The organism is Haloarcula amylovorans (assembly GCF_004681185.1).
GTDB classification, from domain to species: domain Archaea; phylum Halobacteriota; class Halobacteria; order Halobacteriales; family Haloarculaceae; genus Haloarcula; species Haloarcula amylovorans.
Genome location: NZ_SRIF01000002.1, coordinates 991,853 through 1,016,908, shown reverse-complemented (window position 1 = coordinate 1,016,908; position 25,056 = coordinate 991,853). Strand labels below are relative to the sequence as shown.

The 25,056-nt window shown below is 64.5% G+C and carries 28 protein-coding genes; 14 read left to right on the top strand and 14 right to left on the bottom strand.

The annotated features are described in order from the left end of the window. Window positions 1-5: 5 nt before the first annotated feature. Together E4S61_RS12405 and E4S61_RS12400 are read right to left on the bottom strand one after the other, a co-directional pair. Window positions 6-1,136, bottom strand: a complete 1,131-nt coding sequence (locus E4S61_RS12405; protein ID WP_167768489.1) for a sensor histidine kinase — start codon at window positions 1,134-1,136, stop codon at window positions 6-8. A gap of 234 nt (window positions 1,137-1,370) precedes the next feature. Beyond that, entirely contained in the window at window positions 1,371-1,736 is a 366-nt protein-coding gene (locus E4S61_RS12400; RefSeq protein WP_135304247.1) for a VanZ family protein, read from the bottom strand. Window positions 1,737-1,841: 105 nt separating this feature from the next. On the opposite strand from E4S61_RS12400, the gene E4S61_RS12395 reads away from it, so the two are divergent. From E4S61_RS12395 to E4S61_RS12365, 8 genes are all read left to right on the top strand, one after another. Further along, complete coding sequence (locus E4S61_RS12395) at window positions 1,842-3,281, top strand: SLC13 family permease (RefSeq protein ID WP_135304246.1); 1,440 nt, start codon at window positions 1,842-1,844, stop codon at window positions 3,279-3,281. Between the two features lie 92 nt (window positions 3,282-3,373). Next, window positions 3,374-4,027, top strand: coding sequence for a helix-turn-helix domain-containing protein (locus tag E4S61_RS12390; protein WP_135304698.1), 654 nt, complete (start codon window positions 3,374-3,376; stop codon window positions 4,025-4,027). Window positions 4,028-4,217: 190 nt separating this feature from the next. After that, window positions 4,218-6,065, top strand: a complete 1,848-nt coding sequence (locus E4S61_RS12385; protein ID WP_394346449.1) for an ABC transporter substrate-binding protein — start codon at window positions 4,218-4,220, stop codon at window positions 6,063-6,065. 53 nt (window positions 6,066-6,118) lie between these two features. Beyond that, entirely contained in the window at window positions 6,119-6,253 is a 135-nt protein-coding gene (locus tag E4S61_RS26525) for a hypothetical protein (protein ID WP_280663806.1), read from the top strand. After that, window positions 6,250-7,242, top strand: coding sequence for an ABC transporter permease (locus E4S61_RS12380; protein WP_135304244.1), 993 nt, complete (start codon window positions 6,250-6,252; stop codon window positions 7,240-7,242). The genes E4S61_RS26525 and E4S61_RS12380 overlap by 4 nt, the downstream gene beginning before the upstream one ends. After that, a complete protein-coding gene (locus tag E4S61_RS12375) occupies window positions 7,239-8,159 on the top strand; it encodes an ABC transporter permease (protein ID WP_135304243.1) in 921 nt (306 codons plus the stop codon). Before E4S61_RS12380 ends, E4S61_RS12375 begins: the two co-directional genes overlap by 4 nt. Next, on the top strand, window positions 8,156-10,258 hold the full coding sequence (locus tag E4S61_RS12370) for a dipeptide ABC transporter ATP-binding protein (RefSeq protein WP_135304242.1): 2,103 nt from the start codon (window positions 8,156-8,158) through the stop codon (window positions 10,256-10,258). Before E4S61_RS12375 ends, E4S61_RS12370 begins: the two co-directional genes overlap by 4 nt. A 4-nt stretch (window positions 10,259-10,262) precedes the next feature. Then, entirely contained in the window at window positions 10,263-11,624 is a 1,362-nt protein-coding gene (locus tag E4S61_RS12365) for a hemolysin family protein (RefSeq protein ID WP_135304241.1), read from the top strand. Between the two features lie 43 nt (window positions 11,625-11,667). Here E4S61_RS12365 and arcS read toward each other — a convergent pair whose 3' ends face one another. Next, on the bottom strand, window positions 11,668-13,455 hold the full coding sequence (gene arcS, locus E4S61_RS12360) for an archaeosine synthase subunit alpha (RefSeq protein WP_135304240.1): 1,788 nt from the start codon (window positions 13,453-13,455) through the stop codon (window positions 11,668-11,670). 102 nt (window positions 13,456-13,557) lie between these two features. On the opposite strand from arcS, the gene E4S61_RS12355 reads away from it, so the two are divergent. The 3 genes from E4S61_RS12355 to E4S61_RS12345 all read left to right on the top strand — a co-directional run bounded on the left by E4S61_RS12355 (window position 13,558) and on the right by E4S61_RS12345 (window position 14,641). Beyond that, a complete protein-coding gene (locus E4S61_RS12355; RefSeq protein WP_135304239.1) occupies window positions 13,558-13,767 on the top strand; it encodes a ubiquitin family protein in 210 nt (69 codons plus the stop codon). Between the two features lie 30 nt (window positions 13,768-13,797). Then, a complete protein-coding gene (locus E4S61_RS12350) occupies window positions 13,798-14,052 on the top strand; it encodes a hypothetical protein (protein ID WP_135304238.1) in 255 nt (84 codons plus the stop codon). 61 nt (window positions 14,053-14,113) lie between these two features. Further along, window positions 14,114-14,641 (top strand): hypothetical protein, encoded by a 528-nt coding sequence (locus tag E4S61_RS12345; protein ID WP_135304237.1) that lies wholly within the window; start codon window positions 14,114-14,116, stop codon window positions 14,639-14,641. Between the two features lie 7 nt (window positions 14,642-14,648). Here E4S61_RS12345 and E4S61_RS12340 read toward each other — a convergent pair whose 3' ends face one another. The 8 genes from E4S61_RS12340 to E4S61_RS12305 all read right to left on the bottom strand — a co-directional run bounded on the left by E4S61_RS12340 (window position 14,649) and on the right by E4S61_RS12305 (window position 20,846). Further along, complete coding sequence (locus tag E4S61_RS12340; protein ID WP_135304236.1) at window positions 14,649-16,223, bottom strand: FAD-dependent oxidoreductase; 1,575 nt, start codon at window positions 16,221-16,223, stop codon at window positions 14,649-14,651. 185 nt (window positions 16,224-16,408) lie between these two features. After that, window positions 16,409-17,017 carry a class I SAM-dependent methyltransferase gene (locus E4S61_RS12335; protein ID WP_135304235.1) on the bottom strand — a complete coding sequence of 203 codons (609 nt, stop codon included), beginning with the start codon at window positions 17,015-17,017 and terminating at the stop codon, window positions 16,409-16,411. A 58-nt stretch (window positions 17,018-17,075) separates the two neighbouring features. Then, on the bottom strand, window positions 17,076-17,594 hold the full coding sequence (locus tag E4S61_RS12330; RefSeq protein ID WP_135304234.1) for a DUF3368 domain-containing protein: 519 nt from the start codon (window positions 17,592-17,594) through the stop codon (window positions 17,076-17,078). After that, entirely contained in the window at window positions 17,594-17,884 is a 291-nt protein-coding gene (locus E4S61_RS12325) for a UPF0175 family protein (protein WP_135304233.1), read from the bottom strand. Before E4S61_RS12325 ends, E4S61_RS12330 begins: the two co-directional genes overlap by 1 nt. Before the next feature lie 152 nt (window positions 17,885-18,036). Beyond that, window positions 18,037-19,509: a tRNA guanosine(15) transglycosylase TgtA gene (tgtA, locus tag E4S61_RS12320; RefSeq protein ID WP_135304232.1), complete on the bottom strand. Its 1,473-nt coding sequence runs from the start codon at window positions 19,507-19,509 to the stop codon at window positions 18,037-18,039. 45 nt (window positions 19,510-19,554) lie between these two features. After that, window positions 19,555-19,986 (bottom strand): type II toxin-antitoxin system VapC family toxin, encoded by a 432-nt coding sequence (locus E4S61_RS12315; protein ID WP_135304231.1) that lies wholly within the window; start codon window positions 19,984-19,986, stop codon window positions 19,555-19,557. Further along, complete coding sequence (locus E4S61_RS12310) at window positions 19,983-20,258, bottom strand: hypothetical protein (RefSeq protein WP_135304230.1); 276 nt, start codon at window positions 20,256-20,258, stop codon at window positions 19,983-19,985. Before E4S61_RS12310 ends, E4S61_RS12315 begins: the two co-directional genes overlap by 4 nt. A gap of 42 nt (window positions 20,259-20,300) precedes the next feature. Beyond that, entirely contained in the window at window positions 20,301-20,846 is a 546-nt protein-coding gene (locus E4S61_RS12305) for an NUDIX hydrolase (RefSeq protein WP_135304229.1), read from the bottom strand. A gap of 84 nt (window positions 20,847-20,930) precedes the next feature. Here E4S61_RS12305 and E4S61_RS26520 point away from each other — a divergent pair, with 84 nt between their 5' ends. Both E4S61_RS26520 and E4S61_RS12300 read left to right on the top strand, forming a co-directional pair. Next, window positions 20,931-21,056, top strand: coding sequence for a hypothetical protein (locus tag E4S61_RS26520; RefSeq protein WP_280663805.1), 126 nt, complete (start codon window positions 20,931-20,933; stop codon window positions 21,054-21,056). A gap of 76 nt (window positions 21,057-21,132) precedes the next feature. Next, a complete protein-coding gene (locus E4S61_RS12300) occupies window positions 21,133-21,321 on the top strand; it encodes a hypothetical protein (RefSeq protein ID WP_135304228.1) in 189 nt (62 codons plus the stop codon). Window positions 21,322-21,348: 27 nt separating this feature from the next. Here E4S61_RS12300 and E4S61_RS12295 read toward each other — a convergent pair whose 3' ends face one another. The 3 genes from E4S61_RS12295 to E4S61_RS12285 all read right to left on the bottom strand — a co-directional run bounded on the left by E4S61_RS12295 (window position 21,349) and on the right by E4S61_RS12285 (window position 23,237). Beyond that, entirely contained in the window at window positions 21,349-21,651 is a 303-nt protein-coding gene (locus E4S61_RS12295) for a VanZ family protein (protein ID WP_245180710.1), read from the bottom strand. A gap of 187 nt (window positions 21,652-21,838) precedes the next feature. Then, window positions 21,839-22,435, bottom strand: a complete 597-nt coding sequence (gene trmY, locus E4S61_RS12290; protein WP_135304227.1) for a tRNA (pseudouridine(54)-N(1))-methyltransferase TrmY — start codon at window positions 22,433-22,435, stop codon at window positions 21,839-21,841. A gap of 139 nt (window positions 22,436-22,574) precedes the next feature. Then, window positions 22,575-23,237, bottom strand: a complete 663-nt coding sequence (locus tag E4S61_RS12285) for a hypothetical protein (RefSeq protein ID WP_135304226.1) — start codon at window positions 23,235-23,237, stop codon at window positions 22,575-22,577. Between the two features lie 173 nt (window positions 23,238-23,410). Here E4S61_RS12285 and E4S61_RS12280 point away from each other — a divergent pair, with 173 nt between their 5' ends. After that, entirely contained in the window at window positions 23,411-24,994 is a 1,584-nt protein-coding gene (locus E4S61_RS12280) for an ATP-binding protein (protein ID WP_135304225.1), read from the top strand. The last annotated feature ends 62 nt before the right edge of the window (window positions 24,995-25,056 follow it).

Here is a 25,056-nt window from a genome sequence, read left to right as displayed (position 1 = left end):
GTCGGCTACAGAGAAGAGTATGCGACAATCTGTGCTGTCTCGACCGTTGCCTGAATATCTGACTCGATTGTCGTATCGATAGACGGAAACTCGACTGTGAATACACTTCCGTCCGGACCGGTCTCGGTGAGTTCGATGGTTCCGTTGTACCGCTCGACCAGCACGCTCACGAGGAAGAGTCCGACCTGATGGTTGCCGTTCTCGTTTCGTTCGAAGAGGGTCGCACGTTCCGCCGTCGAGATTCCCGGACCGTTGTCGGCGACGCGGACGGCGACGGTTTCGGGCGTCTGCTCGACAGTTATCTCGATGTGGGGGACGCCGCTATCGTTGTGTTCGACGGCGTTCGACAGGAGGTTACTGAAGATGCGTCGCATCATCTCGTCGCCGAGAACGAACACGCCCTCGTGGATATCTCCCGTCACCTCTACTGAATCGTACGTCGCTCGCAAGTCTGCAAGCTCGGCTTTGAGAAGGGCGGAGAGGTCGATCTCGTCGAGCGAACTGTCGTCTCGGAACGCCTTGATGAGCGTCCGCACGTCGTCGATTACACGGGTCATATCCTCACTCTGGCTCTGAATCGCTCGCAAGTGAGTTTCGATGTCTTCGTCGTGTCCGTCACGGATCAACTCGGCCCGGCCGACGATGACCTGTGCGTTGTTCAGCACCTCGTGACGGAGGAGGCTGTTGAGGTAATCGAGTCGTTCCCGTTCCGCTTCGGTGGCGGCCGCTCTGACTCTGGCACGTTCGGCGGCCTGCGCCTGTTCGATGGCCCGCGCTTCGATGAATCCGATGACGGCTCCACCCGCCGCTCCGGTGGTGAAGACACCGTGTGCCCAACCGACGGCTTGCGACGTGTTCAGGCCGGGCGTGACCAGTATCAGCGGGACGTTGATAGCGAGGAGTATCGCGGCAGTACCGAGACACCAAAGGGCGACTCGGGGGTAACGAGCGGGGCTGGTGGCGGCCCGCCGCAAGAGCAGACCAACGACGATCACGATTCCAGCGAGTAGAGAACTGAACGCGTACACAGAGAGATTTTGCACCGTGTAGAGTTGGTCCATGCCATCGGAAGCGAGTTGGACTGCGAACTGCGAGAGAAGTACGAGGCCACCGAAACCGACGAACAGCCAAGGCACGTGCTTTCGACCACGATTGGGGTTCAGTATCCTCGACATATATGGACTGATACGAGGAGACGTATCTCCTATAAGCGCACGCCCCAGATATCAAATATGGTACTGTTGCGGGGAGCGCCGCATTTGGGCGCGGCACGCGGGCTACAGGAGACTCGTAGATGATACTTTCGTGAATAGGTCCACAGTATCGACTGGACCGAGCACTCACGGCGGCACCGTCGGCCGAGTGACGGGTCACCGCCCGTACCACAGCCAAGCGAGACCGGCGAGGACGGCTCCGATGACGTTAGCGACGAAGTCCAGCCTGCTCGTCCCTCTAGACGGGACCAGCCCTTGCAGGAGTTCGATGCCAGCGCCGAAGGTGACGGCGACGCCGGCGAGGGCGGCGACGGCAGTTACCTTCCGGGCGGTCCGTCCCCACGCGAGCAATCCTGTGAGGACCCCGTAGCCGAACGCGTGAACCCACTTATCCAGCGGGATACCGAGCAGCGCCGGGACCTGTCCGCCAACGCTCTCCGGTGCCGGGAGCAACGAAGTGACCAGGAGGACGACGGCGAACGCGATCGCGGGCAGTTGTCGTCGTGTCCCCGTTCGAGTCATACCGAAGAGAGGCGGTACCCGCGGATAAGTGAGACGGTCACCGCGTCCCGACGCGGAGCGAGCGCTTCATCAGATACTTCCCCGCTACCGGCGAGGACGAGGGTAATGGAAGACGGCTTCCTCGTCGAGACGCGGTTCGGGTGGCTTCCCTCCCCGCAGGCCGTCGGGTTGCTGACGGCTGCCGTCGTCCTCCTCGCAGGCACAACGCTGTCCCCGCCAGCCGACCTATCCGTCGCGGTCCAGCGCGTCCTGTCGGTGTTCGCGGCCGCGCTGGCCCTCTGGTTGACGAGACCGGTCCCGTACGTCGTCTCCAGCGTCCTCAGCGTGACGTTACTGTTCGCACTCGGGACCGTCGATTCGTTCGCCGCGGCAGCGAGCGGGTACGCCTCGACGCTCGTGTTCTTCCTCCTGTTGCTCCTGTTGCTCGGCAACGCCATCTCCGACGTCGGCCTGGACAGGGAGTTAGCGCGCCGCCTCCTCTCGGCGGAGAGCACGCCCCGTCGGGCGCTTCGCTCGGTCGCCGGGAGCGTCCTCGTGCTGGCGCTAGTGATGCCCTCGGCCATGGCGCGGGCGATAACGTTCATCCCCGTCGTCGAGCGACTCGCGTCGGGGTTCGGACTGGAAGACGGCAGCGAGTTCGAGCGAACGGCCTTTCTCCTCTTGGGCCACGTCAATCCCATCGCGTCGATGGCGCTGATGACCGGTGGCGGGATGGCACTCGTCACGTCGGAGATCGTCAATCGGTCGGTGCGGACAGTGACGTGGGTGGAGTGGGCCGTGTTGATGGTCCCGCCGACAGTCCTGCTCTACGTGCTCGCGGCCGTCACCGCCGGCGTGTTCACCGCCGTCGGCGGAACGGCGACCGCGACCGAGGAATCGGCCGCGGACGCACCGCTGGCGGCGGATGGCGACGGGACCGAGTCACTGACGCGCGACCAGCGTCTCGTCGGCGCGGTGGTGGCCGGCGCGGTAGTGAGTTGGATTCTCGGGTCGTTCGTCGGCGTCCCGACGGTGCTTCCGGCCGCCGCCGCCGTCGCCGCGCTCTCGTTCCCCCACGTCGGCATCGTCACGGCCGAGGACATCGCGGAGATTAACTGGGGCGTCATCTTTCTCATCGGTGCGATGCTGTCGATTCTGCACGTCATGGAGACGACGGGGGCCATCGAAGTCATCGTCGACCTCCTCACGCGGTACGTTCCGTTCGCGGCGTTGGCTCACTGGCAGGTCGTCGCCGCGTTGTTAGGTATCGCCGTCGGCGTCCGCGTCCTGTTCTCGACGGGCTCTGCGGCCATCGTCGTCGCGTTGCCTATCGTGTTGGAGTTCGGCGGCATCTTCGGTGTCGACCGCCTCTTCCTCGCGCTCGCGGTGTTGCTCGTCGTCGGGTCTACGACACTTCTCCCGTTCAACACGACGGCGGTGCTGGTTTCGATGGATCGGGGGCCGCTGTCTCACCGCGATGTCGCCGCTTTCGGGCTTCTGACGATGGGGCTCTCGCTCGCCGTCGTCGCCGTCTCCTGGCTCGTCTACTGGCCGCTGGTAGCCTGAGCAGTAGCCGTGACACCTATATGGGCGACCGGATTCTTGCCGACAGGGAGACTGTGCTACGCGTCGAGTTCACGACGATGCCGACGGGCGTGATGGCGAAACTAGCCGAGCGACTCCCGGCCGTCCGGAGCATCGAGCTCGACAACGCGTTCTACGTCGAGGACGGGACGTGGATCGAGTCGCTGACCATCGCGTCGAACGACCCGTTCGACCCCGAGTCGCTCGTCGCGGACATCTCCGGCGTCTCGCTGTTTCACACCAGCGAGATACCAACCGCTTCGGCGGACGTGGACATCCAGCGGCTGACCGTCCTCGCAAACGAGTCGTACCCGTTCATCCTCGGACTGGTGTTGCGCCAGGAAGCCATTCCGAACCGCATCGTCCTCCAGAACGACGAGTTCGAAGTCGTGACGACGACGCGGGACTGGGACCAGTTTCGCTCCTTGGCCGACGAGGTGCAGGCGACGCTCGGAGAGTTCGAGTTGCTGTCGGTCACGCAGAACGAGGAACCCGGCGAACCCCTCGATAGCGGGCGTCTGACGGAGGTGCTCGTCTCGAAGCTCACCGACGACCAGTTGGCGATACTGGAGACGGCGTACAACCACGGCTACTTCGACGTGCCCCGGGAGACGTCGGCGACGGACCTAGCCGAGGAACTCGATGTCGCACAGTCGACGGTCAGCGAGCGATTGCGGACCGCCGAGCGCACGCTTCTGGAACTCATCTATGGTCCCCGCGAGGAGTAATCGGACAGACGCGTCAGTGAGTGACTTGTCGGCCCAGATATTTTCGCCCCGACTTAAAGAACGATAGCTATCGAGCCCCATAGGGAGTAAAACGATTCCAGATAGCCCGCAAGATGGGAGCGAGATGGAGCCGAAAGATGATGATGAATACGCCAGCGGAACCGGTCGAGAACTGACCCGCCGCGGGTACATCGCTGCGACTGCGGCGACGCTCGGGACGGGCGCACTCGCGGGCTGTGGAGGTGACAGCGGCGGCGGGGGCGAGAGTCTCACGCCGGAAGTCCCCGGGGACGCCCCCCAGACAGTCGAAACGCAGTACTGGCGCAACTGGGAGACCATCGACGCCGACTCGCCACCGCTCGATTACAGCGCGTCGGCGGGGGCGGTCCTCGACCCGCTCCCCGTCGAGTTCTCCAGCGAGGACGACCCGTGGATGCGCGAACACGCGCTGATGGTCCAGCGCGGGCTCAACGACGTCGGTATCGACGTCGACCTCAACGACCGGCCGTTGAACCAGTTGTACGCCCAGAGTTGGGCGACGAAGGGGCTCGAAGCAGTCCTCTCGATGAGCACCCACGGCCCGGACCCACAGCGCGGGCTCGACCCGAATCCGCTGTTGATGCGCCGGACGAAGGGGAGCCTCTCGAACTACGATAACTACTATCACCCCAATCTCCAGGAGATTCTGGTAGAACAGGCACAGACGACCGAGCGGGAGAAACGCGAGAGGCTCGTCGACCGGGCACAAGAGCTATTCGCCGAAGACGTCGGCGCGCTCATCACGCTGTTCCCGGACGTCATCACGGCCGTCAACACCGAAAAGTGGGACGGCTACGTCGAGACGCCCGGCAACGGCCCGACGAAGGACTCCTTCGTCTGGAGCGAGGTCAACCTCCAGCCGCGGACCGACGACGCGACCTACGTCAAGGGCGTCACCACGTCGATGAACTCGCTGAACCTGCCGTGGGCCGCCGGCGGCGCGGAGGCCAAACGACTCACGTTCGTCTACGACGGCCTCTTCGACGCGACGCCGGACCTCGACGTGGTTCCCGCGCTGGCGACCGGCGGCGGGTTCGTCGACGACACGACGGTCGAACTCTCCCTGCGTGAGGGCGTCGAGTGGCACGACGGCGAACCGTTCACCGCCGAGGACGTGAAGTTCACCGTCGAACTGTACAAGAAGCAGTCCTCAACCAGTCAGACGCCGTTCTACGAACCCATCGAGTCCGTCGAGGTGCTCGGCGACCACGAGGTTCGGTTCGACCTGAAAGACCCCGACGCGTCGTTCATGACTCAGCGGATGGTCCGTAGCGTCATCATCCCGAAGCACCGGTGGGCGGACGTCGAGAACCCGTCGCGGCACAACCCCGAACCGCCGGTCGGAACCGGCCCCTTCGTATACGAAAACTGGGAACAGGGTACGCGCTTCGAAGTCTCGCGCAACGACGACCACTGGATGTTCGACGACGACTGGCGCGCCGAGGCGCTCGGCGAGCAGGCCGAGAGCGGCCCGGGTATCGACGGCGTCGTCTGGATAAACGTCGGCAACATCGACGCGATGATCGGGTCGCTCCAGAGCGGCGAGATCGACGCCATCGGGACGACGCTCTCGAACATCCAGGCCGACCGCGCGGCCAACAGCGCCGACATCGAAAAGATGTCGACCCCGAACTTCGCGCCACTGGATACGAAACTGATGTTCTCCTGCCCGCTCGTCCGGGACAAGGAGTTCCGCGTGGCGCTGGCAAAGGTAGTCGACTCGAAGGGATTCGCCGAAGACCTCTTGCAGGGACAGGCGACGGCACCTGACGGCGAGAACCCCATCTCGGAAGTCACGCAGTGGCATGCCGAGACGACGGGGTACGACTTCGATATCGATGGAGCGAAGGACATCCTCCGGAAGGCCGGCTACACGTGGGACGGCGACGACAACCTCCGCTTTCCCAACGGCGAAGCGTGGGCCGCGTTCGTCGAGCGAATCCAGCCCGGAAACGCCCACAGACGACGCTCGGAACTCGGACAACCGGACTTCTCGTGAGGACGACGATGCACACAGACAGTAACCGATCCCAAGACAGACAGAGACAGAGAATGTCACACACTGAACTACGCGCCGACCGGCCCGTCGACCGACCCGCTAGCGCGTTGCTCGACGGCCGCGGGACGGCCCACACAGACGCACAGTTCGCGACCCTCGCAGACACGAACCGGGAGGACGCCCGATGACGAAGTTCCAGCGGTTCTTAGCGAAGCGCCTCGCCATCTCCGTGGCGCTGACGCTGGTGGCCGTCTCGGTCATCTTCGTCGTCTTGCGCCTCCTCCCCGGCAGTCCGTTCGAGGCGCTCGTCACCTCGGGCAACCTCAACCAGCAGCAGATCACCGAGATACGGGCCATGTACGGCCTCGACCAACCGCTGTGGCGGCAGTACGTGAGTTACATGGGGAGCATCCTCACCTTCGAGTTCGGCTACTCCATACTGCGGAGCCGGCCAGTCTGGGAGGTTCTCGAACCGCGACTGGTCAACACGCTCATCCTGTTGGTCCCGGCGCTGGTGACCACCGCAGTCCTTAGTTCGGCGCTGGGGATGTATGCGGGCTGGAACCGAGGAAGCCTCTTCGAGAAGTTCAGCATCATCTCGACGACGTTCCTCCGGTCGACGCCGGTGTTCATCACGGGCATCTTCTTCATCATCGTCTTCGGGTACAACCTGGAACTGCTGCCAGCCTTCGGGATGCGGTCGGTGACGGCCTCGCCCGACGGGTACATCGAGACGTTCGCCTCGCTGGACTTCCTCTATCACTACATCCTGCCGTTCACTATCGCGGTGCTGTACTATAGCGGTGACTTCCTCCTCCTCGCTCGCAACGGCGTCATCGAGAAGCGCGGCTCGGAGTTCCTCAAACTCCACCGCGCGAAGGGACTCACCGAGATGCAGCAACTCGCTCGCGCGGGCCGAAATTCGATGCTGCCCATCCTGACGTACTTCGCGCTCCGTCTCGGGATGATATTCCAGGGCCTCATCCTGCTGGAAGTGGTCTTCGGCTGGCCGGGTATCGGCCGCGAGCTCGTCTTGGCAATTCAACAACAGGACTACCCGCTCGTCCAGGCCGCCGTGTTCGTCATGGCGCTTGCGGTTATCATCGCGAACCTCGCCGCCGACATCCTCTACGCGTACTTCGATCCGACCGTCTCGACCAACGGGAGTGCAGCATGAGCACCGAAACGAAACCCAAAGCGGAGTTGTACAAGCGTGTGAATAACCTCGGGTCGGTCGTCCGCGACCAGTTCACGTTCCTGCGGCAGGACCGACTGGCCTTCGGCGGGATGCTCGTCGTCGCGGCGTTCGTCTTCATCGGCCTGTTCGGGCCGATGCTGGCCCCGCACGATCCCATCGAGTTCACCGTCCGAGGCGAGGGTGACGCTGTCCTCCGGCTCACCGGCCCGACCGGGGCCGCGCTGCTCGGGACGACGGCCTACGGGAAAGACGTCCTGAGCCAGTTCCTCGCCGGCGCGCGGCCAACGTTCATCGTCGGTCTGTTCGGTGGACTGGGGACCGGCGCGATCGGCTTCCTCGTCGGCCTCGTCAGCGGCTACTACGGCGGCTGGGTAGACGAGGTCCTGATGCGGCTGACGGACTTGACGTTCTCCCTGCCGTTCATGCCGATGGCGCTGCTGTTGCTGACGTTCGTGACGCCGAGCGTCTGGCTGATGACGGCCATCATCGCCGGTTTCCTCTGGAAGATGCCGGCACGAGTTGTCCGCTCCGAGGTGCTGTCGGTCCGCGAACGGACGTTCGTGAAGTCCGCGCGGGCGAGCGGTGCCAGCGACCTGCGGACGATGTTCTACCACGTCGCGCCGAACGTGTTGCCCATCGGCTTCCTCTACACCGCCTACGGCGTCGCGTGGGCCATCGCTGCACAGGCCAGCCTCGCGTTCCTCGGCTTCGGCGACCCGACGATGACCAGCTGGGGCCGGATGCTCCGGCAGGTGTTCGAGTCCGGTAGCATGCGCATCGCGTGGTGGTGGGTGCTCCCGCCCGCCATCGGTATCGCCGCAGTAACCACCTCCGTGTTCCTCATCGGCCGTTCCTACGAGGAAGTCATCAACCCCGAAATCCAGACCGACCAATGACCCTACTCGAAGTCGAAAACCTCGAAGTCACGTACGCGACCGAAGACGAGACAGTCCACGCCGTCAACGACGTCTCATTCAGCATCGACGAGGGCGTCAACTACGGGCTCGCCGGCGAGTCCGGGTCCGGCAAGTCCACCGTCGCAGAAGCGCTATTGGGCCTGCTCCCGGGTAACGGGACCGTCGAGAGCGGCACCGTCGAGTTCGACGGACGAGACCTCACGTCACTCTCGGAAGCAGAGCGCCGGGACGTCCTCTGGGAGGACATCGCGTACATCCCCCAGAGCGCGATGGACTCGCTCGACCCGGTGATGTCCACCGGCGACCAGATCACACAGGCGATTCACACCCACCGGAACGTCTCGGACGCGAAGGCTCGCGACCGCGTCCGCGAACTGTTCGAGATGGTCGGTCTCGACCCCGACCGCGTCGACGACTACCCCCACGAGTTCTCCGGCGGGATGCGCCAGCGAGTCACTATCGCGATGGCACTCGCCCTCGAACCGGACCTCATCATCGCCGACGAACCGACCACCGGGCTGGACGTCATCGTCCAGGACAAGATCATCGACAAGATTCTGGAGATTCAGGAGCGAATGGACAGTTCGCTGTTGCTCATCACACACGAGATTGGCGTCATCGCCGAGACCTGCGACGAGCTGTCCATCCTCTATGGCGGGAAGGTGATGGAACAGGGCAGCGTCGACAACGTGCTCGTCAACCCTACTAACCCCTACACGATGGGACTGAAGAACTCCTTCCCCGAAATCGACGAGGGGGACGAAGACCCGGTCGCCATCCCCGGGTCGCCGCCGAACCTAAACGGGGAACCGACGGCCTGCGTCTTTCAGGACCGGTGTCCGTTCGTCACCGAGGAGTGTCGGGAATCGCATCCCGACCTCGTCGACCTGCCCAACCGGAACCACCGGTCGGCCTGTCACCGCGTCGAGGAAGCGGCCCAGATGCGCCGGGACGCCGACGACCCGACGACGTGGGACATCCCCGAATCGGACGCGGAGGAGACAGACCGCGGTGAGGTCGTCCTCGAAACCAATGGCCTGGAGAAGTACTACGAGCAAAGTCAGACGCTCCTGAGCCAGTTCCGCGGCGAAGACCCCGACTACGTGAAAGCCGTCGACGACGTCTCGCTGTCGGTTCGGCGCTCGGAGGTCCTCGGCGTCGCCGGGGAGAGCGGATGCGGGAAGTCGACGCTCGGTGAGACCATCGCGCTCCTCGAAGAACCGACCGGCGGCGAGATGACCTTCGACGGGGAGCCGTACGAGTACTATCAGAACAGGAACATACAGGAGTTCCGCCGGAAGGTTCAGATCATCTTCCAGGATCCGTTCGACTCGCTCAACCCCCGTCAGACCGTCCGCAAACTCGTCGGCGAGCCGTTGACGATCCACGACTACCGAACCGAGGAGCGGGAACAGGCCATCATCGAGACGCTGGAGAAAGTCGGACTTACCCCCGCCGAAACGTTCCTCGATCAGTACCCCCACGAACTCTCGGGCGGCCAGCGTCAGCGCGTCGCCGTCGCCAAGGCGCTCGTGCTCGACCCCGACTTCCTCATCTGTGACGAACCGGCGTCGATGCTCGACGTCTCGCTGAAGGTCAACTTGCTGAACCTCTTGCGGGGACTGGCTGACACCGAGGACATCGGCATCGTCTACATCTCCCACGACCTCGCCAGTCTGGTGCAGGTCTCGGACCGACTCGCCATCATGTATCTCGGTCGGATCGTCGAGAAGGGCGACGTCGACCGCATCGCGAACCGGCCAAAACATCCCTATACGACGTCGTTGCTGTCGGCGGCCCCGGAGAAGGACCCGACGGCCGACCGTACCCGCGTCCTCCTCGACGGCGAACCGCCGGATCCAGTCGACCTCCCATCCGGGTGCGCCTTCGCACCCCGCTGTCCGAAGGCCACAGAGGAGTGTCGGGAGGCCGAACCGGGCCTCGAGGAAGCCGGCGACGCGGACCACCGGGCGGCGTGTTACTTCCCCGACGACGAGACGGAGCCGGCCGTCTCCGGCACGTCCGCGAGCGACGACGGGTTCGAGCCCCCAGCCGACGCCGACTCGGTAAGCGACTGACGCCATGGAAGGGTTCGTGTCGAGCGGCGTCCCGGGAGCCATCGTCGATCTCCCGACCGATCTCGCGGCCGTCGCTGGCGTCGGCGCGCTCCTCGTGTTGCTGGTGCTATCGGGGTTCTTCTCGTCGGCAGAGATTGCGATGTTTTCGCTGGCTCACCACCGCATCGACGCGCTCGTCGAGGACGGCGTCGCCGGCGCGGAGACGGTGAAGTCACTGACGGCCGACCCCCACCGATTGCTGGTGACGATACTCGTCGGGAACAACCTCGTCAACATCGCCATGTCCTCGCTCGCGACCGGCTTGCTCGCGATGTATCTCGGGCAAGGCCAGGCAGTGCTGGCGGCGACGTTCGGCGTCACGGCGGTCGTCCTGCTGTTCGGCGAGAGCGCCCCGAAGTCTTACGCCATCGAGAACACCGAGTCGTGGGCGCTGACCGTCGGCCGCCCGCTCAAGCTCACGGGGTACATGTTGTACCCGCTGGTCGTCACGTTCGATACGCTGACTCGCATCGTCAACAGCGTCAGCGGCGGCGGCACCGCCATCGAGACGTCGTACGTGACCCGCGACGAGATCCGGGAACTGATACGGACCGGCGAGAACGAGGGCGTCATCGGAGCCGACGAACGCGAGATGCTCCAGCGCGTCTTCCGCTTCGAGGACACCATCGCAAAGGAGGTGATGACCCCTCGACTCGACGTCACCGCCGTCTCCCGAACGGCGACCGTCGACGAGGCTATCGTCGCCTGTGTCGAGAGCGGGCACGCCCGCCTCCCGGTGTACGAGAGGGACCTCGACGCCGTCTGTGGCGTCGTCGAACTCGGGGACCTCGTCGGCGACCGCTACGGCAACAACACAGGCGGCGAGACGGTCGACGGCGACTCGCTCGATCCGTACGTCGAGGAGACGCTCCACGTCCCTGAGAGCAAACACGTCGACGACCTGTTCCACGAGATGCGCGACCGGCGCGTCGAACAGGTCGTGGTAATCGACGAGTTCGGCACGACCGAGGGCATCGTCACGATAGAGGACATCGCCGAATCGGTCGTCGGCGAAATTCTCGACGGGGACGAGGACCCGCCTATCGAGGTCGTAGACGAGCGAACGGCGGTGGTCGACGGGACGGTCGACGTGGAGACAGTCAACGACGCCGTCGGCATCGACGTACCGGACGGCGAGGAGTTCGAGACGGTCGCAGGAGTCGTTTTCAACTGCGCCGGACGGCTGGTCGAGACGGGCGAGACGTTCACCTACGACGGTATCGAGTTGGCCGTCGAAGCGGTCGACAGCGCGCGAATCGAGCGGGTTCGCATCACCGAACCCGACCCCGAGGCGGTCGAAGAGGGTGACACGGCAGTAGTTGGGTGACGATACGGCGGCGACGCCCGCGACGGCGAGAGGAAGGAGCCGCCTACCGCTCCTCGACGTGGCGCATCTGGACAGCGATCCCGCGCGTCGAAGACTGCATCTCGGGGCCGCTCATCTCCGCGCGGCCGACGCCGAAGGCGGCGTCGCCCCGTACCACCACGTCGTCGCCGATGCGGATGTCGTCGCTGGCGTCGACGATGCCCGGCGCGAGCACCGAACCGTGGGGGACGAACGGTTCGATTTCCACCGTCTTGGTCGGCACGTCGCTCTCGACCCAGCGGCGCGCGCCCGCGGTGGTAAACGAGAGGACGCCGTACTGCTGTGCGAGCGCCGCCAGCTGCTCGCCGTCTTCGTCGTCGACGCGCAGTTGCGGGTAGCGCCCCTGTGTGCCGATGTCGCCGAACAGTTCGTCGCCGGCCCCCTCGCCGAACTGGTAGTCGGCGACGGCCCGGATTGTGTTCGCCTCGCGGGTGGACTTCTGATAGGTGTCCCAGCCTTCGAGTTCGGCGGCGAGATTTCCGAGCGAATCGGCCGTCGTCGGGTGGTCGCGAACGGTGTACGTGAAGTCCAGACCGAGCGATTCTTCGACGCGTTCGCAGATATCGCGGTAGCCCTCGCCGGGGACGTGCGCGATTATCTCGGGGTAGTCGGCGTCTTCGAGGTAGCGTTCGAGGACGCTGGCAACGAACTCGATCTCGTTGGCGCTCCACCGGCCCGTCACCACCGAATCGTAGTGCTGAGCGGGATAGGTGAGTTCGAGTTCCTGTGGGACGACGCCGATGGGGGAGGTCATCGACACCATGTGAGCGCGCCAGTGGACGGCATCGTGGTACTGCTTGTGGCTCTGTGAGTCGCTGTACGGTTTGCGAGCCGAACAGGGGACGAGAACCAGCGGCCGGTCGTCGAATCGCGGGACGTAGCGCTCGGTAACTCGCTGGGCGAAGCGCTGGATCTCGACGCGGCGGATGGCGTCCTCGGTGGCCGCCGAGAGCTGCGCGCGGCGAATGAGCGGCGTGCGCTCCTCGACGTAGCCGTACCCCTGATCGAGTCGGCGGACTACCGCCGTCAGCCAGTTGTCCTGCCGGGCCTGTCCCTCGACGTAGTCTCGCAGGCGGCCGTCTCGGACCCGGCGGCGGACCCGCCGGAGTTCGGCCGCCAGCGCGTTGACGTTGTGTTCGACGCAGTCCTCGCGGGTGAACTCCTCGCGGGGCACCTGACAGGCGGGACACGAACACGGGAGTTCCGCTAGGTCTTCGAGGAAGTACGCCTCGTCGGTCGTGAGATAGCGGCCCTCCGTCCCGCGAATCACGGCGCGGTCCGGGTCCACGAGGTCCACGCCCGCGTAGACGAGCGTGGCGACGTTTCGCGGCGTGGCGACGCCGGGGAGATACAGCGCGGTGTCGGCGGGCGTGCTCTCGCGAGTAGTCGTCACCGCGTCGACGAACGCCGCCGCGTGGCCGACGTAGCCCGGTGCGCCGGAGAGGACGTACGCGTCGCTGCCGTGGTCGGTCGCGGTCCGCGGCGAGACGACAGCGGCGCTCGGGAACCCCACGTCGGGGTAGGAACCGGCGAATGCGTCCTCGACCTCGTCGGGCGTCCCGGCGGGTAGCCCTCGATGGGGGAGTATCGTCACCTGCGAATCGTCGCCCTCGGGCGTCTCCTGAGCCTCGGCCCAGAGCCCGCCCGCGTCGGCGAGAACGGCGTGGACGTCGCCCGGCGTGGTCGCGTCCACGTCGTCCACCAGCGCCGGCGTCGTCACGGACTCGGCGAGGCGTAACTCGCCCAGTCGCGCGGCCCCGTCGCGCTCGTGGACCTCGAAGTAGTCGGTCATGCAAAGGCGTCGGCCACGCGCGACCAACTATCTTGCCTTTGGGCCTGAATCGCTGCGAGCGACCGGACAAGAGTAATTCCCATCGCGCCCGAAACCGGAGCTATGAAAATCAGCATCAGCGGCCAGTTCCGGAGCGCCACGGCCGAAGAGACAGTGAGTACCGACTTCGAGGACGAATCGGTCCGCGAGGCGCTGTCAGCGTTCGCCGAGGAGTACCGAGCGGCCGAGCGCCGCCTCCTCGACGAAGACGCGGGAACCGACGGTCGCCGCCGAGACGTTCGCTCGGAAGGGCGAGACGACTGCGGTCCGTGACGTTTTCACCCTCGGTCGGCAACGGCGACTATGGTCGGCTCTCGAACCGCCACGGCGCTCGTCGGTCTCCTCGTGAGTCTGTTCGTCACCGCCGCGCTGTGGTGGTACTTCGACAGCCTGTTCGTCTTCCTGTTTCTCCCGTTCGTCCCGTTCCTGTTCCGCGGCCTCAGCGAGGACGAGTCCGACCGGCGAGTCAAACAGTGCCCACAGTGTGGGTTCCAGACGGAAGCCGCCGAGTTCGGCTACTGCCCGCGGGACGGGACGCGGCTAGAAACGCGACGCTGACCGCCCCTGCCCACGCTGGCCGCATACTCATATCACGTCCGTGAGTAGCCGCCGTGTGAGAATGAAGATACCACGACTCACCCGAACTGATTCGGGCAGAGAAACGGACGAGTCGACGAGCCGACCGCAAGAGACGACGCTACGTCGTACGGTGTCGCTGGGAGTCAAGGGCGGACTCATCGGCACGGCGGTTATGACGCTGTACCGGCTTCCGATCTTCCGGTCGTTGCCCCCGACCGCCGAGTTCTGGGCGAAGTACGTGGGGAGTGAGGACGCTGAGGCGTACTTCTGGGAAGGGCTACTGCTACACTTCCTCTACGGAGCCGTCGGCGGCGGCATCTTCGGAGTCGGGTTCAACCTGTTCGAGTTCGACGGTGAGAACGACCGGATACGCGCCGGACTCGTCACCGGAACCGTCTACAGTGCCCTCATGTCCGTGTTCGGCGCGCGCGTGCTCCTCCCGTACCTGCTGGACGAGTCCCTCGAACACGACGAGAACCTGGTGTTCCACGCCGGCCACGTCGTCTACGGGTTGTCGCTGGGAACGTGGCTCGGGTCCCGAAACGTCTTCGGCGAAGTGTACGAGTGAGGCGTCCTCACGTAGCCGACTCGTCGCCCGACAGCGATACGTCGTCGAGGTCGACCGCGTCGAGTCGGTCGACGGCTGGCGTGTCGAGGACGTCGCCGTCGCAGTCGAAGCGAGAGCCGTGACACGGGCAGTCCCACGAGCGCTCCCCGTCGTTCCACTCGACGAGACAGCCCAGATGGGTACAGCGAGCGGAGACGGCGTGTAACTCGCCGTCCGCGTCCCGGGAGACGCCTACCGGCGTCCCGTCGTCCCTGATGACGGTCCCCTCGCCTCGGCCCAACGAATCGACCTTCTCGGCTGGCGACGGGTCGAGGCGGTCCCCGACGAAGTGTCGCATCGAGTCGGCGTTGTAGTGGAGAAACGCTCGCAGCGACGCCCCCATCTGCAGCCGATTCGGGTCGTAGACGTCCCTCCACGGTGGCTCCCGACCGAGGACGAGGTCGGCGAGCAGGCGACCGGCGGCGACGCCGTTGGTTAGCCCCCACCCGCCGAACCCCGTCGCGACGTAGACGTGGGTCGAACGGGGCGTGTGCGGGCCGACGAAGGGGACCTTGTCGACGGAGACGTAGTCCTGCGTCGACCAGCGGTACTCGATGGACTCGACATCGAAGCGCTCGCGGGCCTGCCGTTCGAGCGCCCGGTACCGCTCTTCGGTGCTACCGCCCTGCCCTGTCTGGTGGTTCTGCCCGCCGACGAGCACCATCGACTCGTCGCCGCCGGGACGGGGGCGCACCGAGAAGTACGGTTCTTCGGAGTGATAGTACATCCCCTCGACGGGGTCGTCGCGCAGTCGCGCCGCGACGACGTAGGAGCGTTTCGGATACAGGCGGCTGAAGTAGAGCGCGCGGTCGACGAACGGGAAGTTGGTGGCCATCACCACGTCATTGGCGAGCAAGTCGCCGTACTCCGTCTGAACGCGGCACGGGTCCCCGTCGTCGACGTCGAGGGCCTTCGTGTTCTCGAAGACGTAGCTCCCGTCGCCCGGGATGTCCCGAGCGAGAGCGAGCAGGTATTTCCGGGGGTCGAACCGGGCCTGTTCGTCGAAGCGAACGGCCGCTTTCACGTCGTAGGGCAACGGCGTCGATTCCGTGTAGGTGGCCGGGAGCCCCACACGCCTCGCGGCGTCGACCTCGTCCCGGACCTCTCTGCGGCCGTCGCGCGATGTCGCGTACGTGTAGGCGGGGGTCCGCTCGAACTCGCAGTCGATGTCGCGCGCCTCGACGGTCGCCTCCACCTCGTCGATGGCCGCCTGGTTCGCCTCGGCGTACTGTCGGGCCTTCGCCTCGCCGAAGTGTTCGAGCAGGTGGTCGTACCGTAACCCGTGTAACGAGGTGAGCTTCGCCGTCGTATGGCCCGTCGTGCCGGTCAAGATGCGCTCGCGGTCGACGACCGCGACGGACTGCCCGGCCTTCTTGAGTCTCGCCGCCGTCGTAACGCCGGCGATACCGCCGCCGACGACGACGGTATCGACCGAGAGGTCGCGCTCCAGTTGGTCGTAGGTCGTCGGCGACGACGTGTCGAGCCAGATCGACGTCGCCGCCTTCGCCGGACTACCGTCCGAATCGATGTCGTTTCGTTCCATAGACTGCCCGGGACGACAGGAGCGACCGAAAGCCCGCACTCGCCGAGAACTACCGCCCGAACGCACGTACGAGGGTTTCAGTGGCTACTATCGTACCCAGATGTAGTTCGGGTATCGGGCGGAAAAGTTCGGGGCAGGCACTTGCCAGGGTGGGTTCGGAGCAGTTCCCAAGAGTGGGGCGAGACTCAGTCCAGCTGTTCGGCCACCAGCACACCGACCTGGTCGGAGACCATTTCGACGGCCGTGATGGCGTAACCGGCGTCGGTAAAGGCGTCAGCCAGCATTCCGACCGTCGCGGGGTCGTCCACCTCGGGGCTGTAGAACGGGTCCTCGGGGTTCGGCTCGTCGAAGAACATTACGTCGCCCAGCACGATGCGGCGCGGTTCGAGGGCCGCGATGGCGTCGATGGCCTCGCGCTTCTCGTCGTCGGCCAGATGGTGCATGGCGAAGTTCGAGGTGACGATATCGACGTTCCCCTCGAATCCGGGGTCGCGAAAGCGCCCCTCGCCGAACTCGACGTTCTCGATGCCCTGTGCGTCGGCTTTCTCGCGGGCCTGTTCGAGCATTCCATCGCTGATGTCCCGACCGACGACCGACTCGGCGGTCTCGGCAACGCCGAAAGCGATCGCCCCCGTACCGGTTCCCAAATCCAGCACTACGTCGTCGGGTTGGGGGTTGGCGTGGGCCACGACGAGGTCCGCACAGGCACGGTACTCGGGGGAGTTCTGACTTTCGTCGTAGTCGGCGGCGTGGTCGGAGAAGCGGTCCGCGTGTTCGTCGAGTGACTTCTTCATGTGTCGAGCGTGGGTGTCGACAGTGAAGTACGCCGCGGCTCGGTGTCGTACTTCTCGCCTATTCGGCGTCGTCGAGCGTCTCCAGTTTCCGGAGAAGTTTCGCGTACAAGTCGGGCGAACAGTACCAACCAGCGTCTAGCAGGTCGTCGATGAGTTCCCGACCGTCGTCTGCAGTGACCGCTCCGTCACGGACGAGTCTGAGAACGAGATACGCGGTCCCTCGCGTCCGGATGTTCTCCGTCTCCGCGACCGCACGCCCGGCGGTTTCGTCCATCACGGCCGTCGCATCGAGTTCCGCAGCGAGTGCCAGTACGGCCACGTCGGCTTCCGAGAGGTTCGGTATCTCGTCGGCTTCGTCGAATAGTGGACTCTCTTCACAGGCGCGGACGGTGAGGTCACCGTCGTCGATTGCCCGCCGCACTCGGCGGGCGTCGGGGTAGCCAGCCGCAAGTCCGTCTTCGACGACTTCGGCGTGTACGCGCTCCGGGACGAGGCACATCTCGTCGAGGGAAGTGACGATATCGAGATGGTCACTCTTAGCTAGCGTGATGAGCGGCGTCGCATCGAAGACGAACATCAGATATCGTCGATATCGTCGCTCAGTCGGTCGTCGTCAACCCACGAGACATCACGCTCTGCAGCTAGCTGTCGAAACTCCCAGACCGTCGTGTCGGCTATCTCGGCGGCCCGGGAAAGGGTAACTCTCCCTTCGTCTAACAGAGACAGTGCGCGCTCTCGTCGCCATTCGCCCAGTCCTTCCGTGAGGAGTTTCCGGACGGCCGTACTCCGCTCTATGTTCTCCGCTTCGAGGTACTCCTCTAGTTCCGCTTCGAGGTCATCCGGGACACGGGCCGATATCGTTCCCATGCTGTATACGATGTACGCGATGTATACAAAGGTTCGGCCGTTCGCTTTTCCTGGTTCCGAGGATTGCGCTCCGTTCGCCTCTCGCTACTGCTCACGAGTCGCTTCGCTCCTCGTTCGCTTTCGAGGGCCGCTCACTTCGTTCGCGCCCCTCGCTACTCTCGCGCGTGCAAATCCCGCAACCGGACCCGCTCTGGAACCCGTTCTAGCGCCGTCGCCGCCCAGTCGTCGTGAACCAGCGTGAATGACACGTCGGGATGCAACTCGACGAAGCGGGTGACGCCATCGGCCGCCGCCTCGTGGGCCGCTCGGTCCATTCGGTCGGGGACCTCGGCGGTCAGCGGATAGGTGTCGCCGAGTTCTCGCGGGTAGGGACCGAACGGCGGGCGAACCCCCCACGTCTCGTCGTAGCGGTCGTTGGACCCGCCCTCGGTCAGCAACACCTCGTCGCCCTCGATGTCGAAGCGGTCGAGACGCTCGTGGTGGCGCAGGACCTCCGGCCGTCGTGCGCTCTCGGCGGACGTGTAGAAGAACGTCCCCTTCGAGACGCGGTCGGTGCGTTCGAGTTGTTCGGCGTGGTCAAGTAGCGCGCGGTAGCCATCGAGCATCGTCGGGTGGCCGCGGGCGCGGGTGTCGACCAGTTCCAGCAGCGTTCCGGAGCGGATGGCCTGCCGGACGGTCCGTATCTCGCCGTACGTGACATAGAGGTTGTGGCGGGCCAGCAGCTCGCCGCGGACTTTCTCGGCCATCCCGGCGAGTTCCGCGGGCGTGTGGTCGGTACAGACCGGACACTGACACGGAAAGTACTCCATATCGTCGAGGTGCTCGGTGCCACGGACGGTCAGGTAGCGGTCGTCGCGGGCGTACAGCGCGTATGCCGCCGAATCGAAGAGGTCACAGCCCAGCGCGGCGGCCATGGCGAACATCATCGGGTGGCCCGCGCCGAAGAGGTGGACCGGCCCGGACTCGCCGAGGCCCCGTTTGCAGGCGGCGACCACGTCCGCGAGGTCGGCGTAGCGGTACTCGTTCATCAGCGGGACGACCGCACCGAGCGGGAACACGTCCAGTCCCGTCGATTTGGCGTCTTTCGCGGCCCGTTCGCGCAGATCGGGATACGTCGATCCCTGGACCGGCGCGGTGACGAGCATCTCGCCGGTGTCCGCGTCGACTGCCCGTTCGAGTCGGTCCTGCGTGGTCGCTAGTTCGGATTCAGCCTGTTCGCGGTCTACGTCCGGTGGCGTCGGGATGTCCACGGGCGTTCCGATGTCGCTCCCGATATCGCGTTGGAACTGCAGAATCTCCTCGGTCGTCACGTCGATCTCGCCGTACTCCGAGAGCTGGAAGGACCCAGAGTCGGTCATGATCGCCCCCGAGAAATCCAGCAGGTCGTGGAGTCCGCGGTCCAGCGCGGGGTCGCGTAAGTCCTCCGAGCCGTGGAGGATGTAGCTGTTCGTGATGAGAATCTCCGCGCCGAACTCCGATTCGAGCGTCGACGGCTCGACCGTCTGGACGTGCGGGTTCACCACAGGGAGGATGGTCGGCGTCTCGACGGTAACGCCGGCCCGCGGGACGGTCAGTTCGCCCAGCCGACCCGCGGCGTCGTAGGCGCGGACCTCGAAGTTGGTCATTGTCCGTCGTGGGCGGGGCGCGCGCCTAAGGGTTGTGTTCCGCGGCTATACGTCCGCGGGGTCGAGACGCTCGACGAGGCCGTCGAAGTCGTCGTCGAAACTGAGAATCGCATCGATGTCGTTACGTTTGCATTGCGAGACAAGAGTCGCGTCGGTAAAGCTCAGCCGCTGGTCGTCGTACTGCTCGAACACGTCGATAGCAGCGGCGAACAACGACGGTGAGACGTGGAGCATCTCGTACACTGCTGGAAACGACCCCGCGCCTCGGAGCCGTCGTCCGAGTCGCTTGGCTGCCTCGGTGGAACCGCTCCGCTTGAACGTTAGCGTTACCGCCTCGTCGTAAACGTACTCGCTGACGTACGGCTGTCCATATTTTCCGTCGAACACTACTTCGAGCGCTCGGCTCGCGGGTTCGTGCCGCGATGCGTCCGTATCGTGGTCGGCGTAGACGACACCGGTATCGAGCAACACGCTCATCCGTAGAGGATGTCGTCGATGTCTTCTTCGTCCGTCTCAACGCCAGAACTGAACCGACCTTCTCGCATCGCTTCCTTCTCTTCCTCACTCAGCGGAACCGTCGTCTCCCGGAACGAATCGATGACCGCCTCGCGGGACTCGTAGGCGTCGTCGATGAGCCGTGAGAGCAGTTCTTGCTGTGTAACTTTCTTGCCGACCTTCAGTCGAATCTCAGCCTGTAACTCTTCGAGTTGCGCTTTGGCGTCCTCGTCGACCTTGACTGCCGTCGCCATGGTTACTCAGTAACTATTACAACTCAATAACTCTTGGGCTAGCTATCCCTCGAACAGCGCGTAGTACATGATACCGACCGCCGAGCGCCCGTCTCGGAAGTCTCCCGACCGAACGCTCTCGACTAACTCCTCGAATGCCGTCGTCTCGACACGGATGGACTCGTTGAAGTCGAGGTCCTGTTCGGCGCTCGGTTCACAGCCTTCGGCGACGAAGTAATGAAAGACGGAGTCGGCGTAGCCGTTGGCCGGTTCGGCGGTGTAGAGGTGGGACACCGAGTCGGCTTCGTACCCGGTCTCCTCGCGGAGCTCCCGGTCGACGGCCGCCGCGGGTTCGTCGTCGTGGCCTTCCATGCTCCCGGCCGGAAGGCCGCGGTTGAGCCGGTGGACGGCCTGTCGCCACTCTTCGATGACGACCACGTCGCCGTCGTCGGTGAACGGCAGTATCACGACGCTGTCGCCCTCCCGCAGGAAGTCGAAGTCGGTCTCGCTCCCGTCGGGGAGGCGAACGTCTTCGTGAACCACGTCGAAACCCGGACAGGCGTACGCGGTCTCGGCTGCGAGCGTCTCCCACGCGAGGTCGTCTGACATATCAAGGGCTGGGTTCGGCACCGCCAAACCGGTGACGGTCCGGCCATAAGGTGTACCCGTCACCCGCCCGAAGCTGTGGTCGGAATGAAAGCATCCACTCTCGTGCTCGTGTTCGGCGCGCTCTTGTTCGTGCTCCCGATTCCCGGCACGTTCATCGCCGGTGCACTCGTTCTGCTGGCCGGTGCGGTCGTCCGGTGGCTCGGTTCCTAACTGACCCACGGACGAGTACGAACAGTCCGGACTCTCCGTAGCCAACCGTTATGGGGGATTTCGACACCAACCAGTCGTGTCGTCGTCCTTCGGAGACGCGCTCGCCCTCCGAATGCCGATGCTGGTCTTCGGCCTCGGTCTCTTTGCCGTGACCGACGCGCTCGAAACAGAGAGCCTGCTCGTAGGGGCGCCGCTGGCCGGGCTTGCGCTCCTCGTTCTGGCCACCGCCATCCTGTGTCTTCAGCTGGCGGGCATCAGATGGTAGTCGGCCGACACGTCGTGCCAGTGGCCGCTATGAGGGTCGGAACCGTCGAAGCCACGACTGCACGCCGGCGAAGGTAACGTATCGCCGGAGCAGATACCACGGCGCGACCAGCAGTGCGCCCACGATGTTCGCGAGGGCGTCGCCGAGCGAGAAGTACCGACTCGGGAGGAACGACTGGCCGACCTCGATACCGATCCCGTACAGGACGGTGGCGAAGACGACAGCCAGTACGGTCCACCGTCGCTCCAGTAACCAGTCGTCGGTCGCATAGACCAGCGTTCCGGCGAGTACCGCGTATGCGACGAGGTGCCGCCACTTATCTAGAGGCAAGAATAGCAGTCGGAAGCGGTCTATTGCCGTCCCGGGTGGCCCGGCAATGATCGAGGTGTAAAGATGAACCCGCCGACGAGGGCGACGGCGCTCCATCGCAGCCAGCACGGGAGGAGTGGCAACCGAACGGTCATCGCTTGGCTTCCCTCGTCGGCACGCTCTCAAAAGCGTTTCTCCGGCCAGTGGTTCAATAGTCGGTGAACCCGTCGGTATCGAGGTAGTTGTGTGCGACGGTAATCGCGTGATCGGCGTGTAACCGTTCGGGACCGAGCGAGACGCGTTCGGCCGCTCGCTCGCCCAGCAGCGCGGCTTCGTCCTCGGTGAAGTCGTGGTGGTCAGAGAGGACAAACAGCGGATTCGCGGGCGGGTCGACAGAGACGACCGGGTCACCGTCTTCGTGTAACTGGACGACGGTACTATCGCGGGCCGCGTCCTCTAGCGTCCCTTCGAACCCGCGTCGGGTCAGCGAGACGCCGGGCGACGTTTCGACGGGAATGTGACCGATGGCCTCCTCACGCTCTTCGAGCGCGTTGCGGACGAGGGCCGCCGTCGACCGCTCGTCGGGGTTGAGTCGCCGCAGGTCACCGCCGTCGAACGTGACTGTGTACTCGTCGGCCAACACGAGGTGAGCGCGAACGTCCTCTCGGATGTCGTGGCTCAGGAAGAAGGCGCTGTTGACACAGCGACAGAGCACGTCCAACCGACCGGCGGCCCCGGCGAGGTCGTCGAGCGAGAACTCCGGCGATGTCGGGGCGTCGTGGCCGACGACGACGAACTGGCGCATGGGTAGCGATTTCGGCGAGAACGGTTACGTGTGTCGAGTTTCGATCGGCGGAGAGACGGAGAGAAGAAACACCGCACCGCATCGTTCGGCCCGTACCCGGCCGAGTTACCCTTCGTTACGTCGCGGTAATCGCTCGCGTTCAGTCGTCGCGTTGGGTGCGGAGCAGTTCAGCGTAGTACGACTGCATGACGTCGACGGCTTCCTTCCAGTGTTCCTCGCTCTTCATGTCGTGAAGTTCGATCCCGACGAGGTAGCGGGCGGGAAGCGGTCCGAGGCCGGACTGGCTGGTGCCGCGCTTGTGGGGGTACTCGGCGTCGTCGAGCGCCGCGCGGACCTCGTGGAGTTGTGCGCGCATGTGTGGCGTCCAGTAGTCGCCGCCGGTCTTGTGCTTTCTCCAGCCGTCGGTGGTCGCCGTCGCGTACTCGCGGGACATACCCACGATGTCGGCGCGGCGTTCGAGGCACTCAACGACGGGGCTCCAGTCGGCGTCATCGAGCGGCTCGCGATCGAGCGAGCCGTCTTCGAGTACGTACGGTTCTTCGACGTCGTCTTTCGCCCACAGCGCGTCGACGTAGGCGGTCGCGGCTCGATATGCCGCTTCCTCGGAGAGGTGCGGGAACTGGTAGCGGTCGACCTCGAAGAACGCCTCGATGCACGCCTCGCGCTGGCGGTCGTCGTGGGTGATGAAGCCTTTGCAGATGTTCTCTGACATGTGCTCGGCGAGGTCGTCGATGCAACGGTTGGGAGCGTCTGCAACGGTCTCGGTTCGTGCGTCGGTTTGGGTGATTTGCGTGGATGACATCGGTTAGGCCCTGTCTAAACACATCTTGGCCGTTTTCTACCCATAAGTGTAAGCTAACCGAACATTAACTGCGGTCGCTTACCCGCCGGTAAGTGGCCGGTCAGTTACCGACTTCTCCGATAATCCGTAATAATAGTTAACTCCACAGGCACTAACGTCTCCGTGACAGGTTGATGACGCCGTCACTTCACGTTCTCTACGTCGGCGAAGCGATGAGCCCGATTCACGCGTTCAAGGAGCACGAGACGGATTTCACTGTCTGTCTCGCGGCCACGCACGAGGACGCCCTCGCGCGCCTCGGCGGAACGGCTTTCGACTGTGTGGTGTACGCAGGCGAGCCTGGTGATCGGGACATGTTCCTCGACGGGGTGGTCGAGAACCTCCCGACGTTACCGGTCGTCGTCTACGATGGGGACTGTTCCAACCGTTCCAACTGTTCCAACCCTCCCACGGACCGTTGTGACCGCACCGTAACCGACGCCGATACGGTACCGGCGGCCGTTGCCGAGTTAGTTACGGAGTCGAGTCCGCACCTCGACTCGGTCTCGGACGATACCGGTGAAGAGTTGGGGTACGACTATCGGGACACGCCGCTGTGGGACAATCCCGAGTTCATGAAGTCGGTTCTCGACAACCTCCTCGACGCGTTCTTCGTGTTCTCGGTCAACCGCGAAATGGTCGAGTGGAACACCCGTCTCGAAGAGATAACCGGCCGTAGCGGTAAGGAGCTCGCCGAGAGTGACCCGATGGCGTTCATCGCAGAGGAACACCGGGAGGAAGCGTTCGAGAGTCTCGCATCGGTACTCACAGAGGGCCACACGACGGGCGAGTACGACCTCGTCTCTGTGGACGGTGAGCACACACCCTGTGAGTTCGTGGTATCACTGGTCACGGAGAACGGCGAGCCACGCTACATCTGTGGCATTGCCCGCGACATCAGTGACCTCAGACAGAAGCAGGCCGAACTCGAACGGAAACAGGCCGAACTCGACCAGGTGGTCGACGAACTGGAACGCTCGAACGCCGAACTCGAACAGTTCGCCTACGTCGCCTCCCACGACATGAAAGAGCCACTGCGGATGGTGCGCAACTACCTCCAGTTGCTCGAACACCGCTACAGTGACGAACTCGACGAAGACGCCACGGAGTTCATCGGCTTCGCCGTCGACGGCGCGCGTCGCCTTCAGGGGATGATCGATCAACTGCTGACGTACTCGCGCATCGACCGCGAGGGCGACCCGTTCAGAACAGTCGACTGCGAATCCGTCCTCGCGACAGTCCAGCGCAACCTCGAAGTCGCCATCGAGGAGGCCGGCGCAGACGTCGAGAGCGAGCCGCTGCCGGTGGTCACCGGCGACAGCGACCAACTCGTCCAACTGTTCCAGAACCTCGTCAGTAACGCTATCAAGTACAACGAGGAGGCACCACACATCTACGTCGACGCGACCCGCGAGGGAGACGTCTGGCAGTTCACCGTCGAAGACGACGGCATCGGGATTCCTGAAGACCAGGTCGACCAGGTTTTCGACGCATTTTACGGCGACGCCAGTGGCGTGGACGAGGCGGACTCGACAGGCATCGGCCTCGCCATCTGCGACCGCATCGTCCAGCGACATGGCGGCGACATCTGGGTCGAGTCCACCGTCGGCGAGGGGACGGCGTTCCACTTCACGCTACCCGTCGAGGACGCAGAGTTAGAGCCGGAATCCGCCTCACTCGTCGAGATAACGAACACGAACGGCTCGAAAGCGGAGTGAGTGTCGGTGAGAAACATCAGTAACCGTTACTTTTCCACACGAGATCCAGTGACCGTGTAACA